Source organism: Sphingobium sp. MK2 (assembly GCF_040170545.1).
Taxonomy (GTDB): Bacteria; Pseudomonadota; Alphaproteobacteria; order Sphingomonadales; family Sphingomonadaceae; genus Sphingobium.
Window position 1 is genome coordinate 8,452 of sequence record NZ_JAZDXA010000070.1, and the last position, 1,677, is coordinate 10,128.

At 56.1% G+C, this 1,677-nt stretch carries 1 protein-coding gene; it reads left to right on the forward strand.

The genetic code is table 11. The features are described from left to right. The first annotated feature begins 625 nt into the window (after nt 1-625). Nucleotides 626-1,630 (forward strand): IS5 family transposase, encoded by a 1,005-nt coding sequence (locus tag V2I08_RS20675; protein WP_405053684.1) that lies wholly within the window; start codon nt 626-628, stop codon nt 1,628-1,630. The last annotated feature ends 47 nt before the right edge of the window (nt 1,631-1,677 follow it).

Consider the following 1,677-nt stretch of genomic DNA (forward strand, 5'->3'; position numbering starts at 1 on the left):
GGAAATCAGCGTCGCAACAATAGAATGCTCAAGATCGGTCGAGATTTTCGCCCTTCACGCCCGCCACTAGTCGCCAAGCCGGACAATTCGACAATTCGGCGTAGATTTATTCCCCGCCCTCGCGAGATCGCCCAACCCGCGCACCGCTGGATAGCGAACCGCTTATATTCTTGGATGTGATGACAATACCATCATTATCGGTGCCATCGCAAATGGTCATCCCACTTTGTGACCGGCGGATCGGGCTATCGCAACGTCAGTGAGCGCTGCCGACAAGACAAGAAGGCTGACGCCGCTGGCACGACGCAGTTTGTCTGAAAATTGCATGTAAATACCCCAAAAAACCCCATATGGCCGGTATGGCAAAGTCCTGAAGTATTTGTCTAGTTGTTTGGTCGCGGCATTTAAACTGGGTCGGATTTATCGGAGGCTGTAATCACTATGTATTGAAGTCGCCAGCGAGGTTATCCCATGTGCGCCAAGAGGCGAACGGGATACAACGCCCGACGGAAAGCGACCTTCCGCAACCGGGCGTCGAAATTTGGTCCCTAAGAGCGAGATTTAAAAATTATTGAGTAATATCAGTATATTGCGATTCACGCCTCTTTGTGAAGAGATGGAGTGAATGGTGACATGGACTGGGATTGCCCGGCGCGGGCATAGCCGGGAGGGACTGCGATATCCATCGGATATGACCGATGTGGAGTGGGCCTTGGCAGCGCCCTTTGTGCCTCCGGCAAAGAGTGGAGGTCGCCCCCGGATGGCGAACATGCGCGAGGTCCTGAATGCGATGCTCTATGTCGCTGCAAGCGGATGTGCATGGCGGCTTCTGCCCAAATGCTTTCCTTCCGTGTCGACGGTGTGGCGCTACTTCTACGCTCGGCGTAACGCCGGTTTGTTCGAAGCGATCAACACGGTGCAGGCCATGAACCTGCGCGAGATTGAAGGGCGCAAGGCCCCTCCTAGCGCTGGAGTGATCGATAGCCAGTCGGTGAAGACAACGGAAAGTGGCGGAATATCAGGCTTTGACGCGGGCAAGAAGGTCAAGGGCCGTAAACGGCACATCCTGACCGACACTTGTGGTTTCCTGATCTTCATTCTCGTCCACGCTGCCGACATTCAGGGTCGCGATGGCGCTGTCGACCTGCTGGCCGCAATCTGGACGCGGTTCCCTTGGCTGCGCTATGTGTTCGCCGATGGCGGCTACGCTCGATTGATGATGGCCGATATGGTGGCGTGGCGGAACCAAGGCTTCGCCTTCGGCCGGATCGCGTTCAACGGCGCGCCGTGCGACTTTCGCCGTGGCGATTTTGTCGATCGCATTCTGGGCCGTATGGACAAATGCGGGCTTCCGCCCTGTCTTTTGGAACTGGAGGTGACAGAGACCGTATTCGTAGGCCAGTTGTCCGACCGGGTGCATAATTGCCTTGAGACGTTGGCAAAGGCAGGCGTCACAATCGCTCTGGACGATTTCGGGACGGGCTACGCATCGTTGACCCACCTGCAACAATTTCCGGTCCACACGATCAAGATTGATCGTTCCTTCGTCTCGCGTCTCGTCGCGGTCGAAACCGGCGATGCCGCCATTGTGGGGGCGGTGTGTGCAACGACAAATTCGGTAGCCGGGTGACGACAAACGAGATGGCCGGATTTCATGGTTCGAAACGAAAGCGATAG